This window comes from Vibrio sp. S11_S32 (assembly GCF_014694465.1).
Taxonomy (GTDB): domain Bacteria; phylum Pseudomonadota; class Gammaproteobacteria; order Enterobacterales; family Vibrionaceae; genus Vibrio; species Vibrio algicola.
In genome coordinates this window covers 1-255 of sequence record NZ_JAAUWS010000182.1, presented here as the reverse complement: position 1 = coordinate 255, position 255 = coordinate 1, and the positions used below count along the sequence as shown (strand labels likewise).

Sequence of the window (255 nt, the reverse complement as noted above, 5' to 3'; positions counted from 1 at the left end):
ATGCTGGGCTCATGTAAAACGAAACCTTCAACAAATTGCTGACTATAGTGGTGGCGGTCATACTGCTTATATTGGCCGGCATTTATGCCTTATAACCAATTCTCTCTTTCGAGCCCGACATCAATTTAAGAAAAATGAAATTGAACATTTGATGTATTTACGGCGAATGAAAAGATTGCAAAAATCCTTTGATTACTGGTTAGAGAAAGGACTCAGTATTCAGGTTCAGCGCTATCGGGGTCGGTGTAAATTACT

The 255-nt window shown here is 39.2% G+C and carries 1 pseudogene; it reads left to right on the top strand.

The window, feature by feature from the left end:
* Nucleotides 1–255 (top strand): annotated as a pseudogene (locus HC723_RS17610) (IS66 family transposase); the annotation flags it as partial.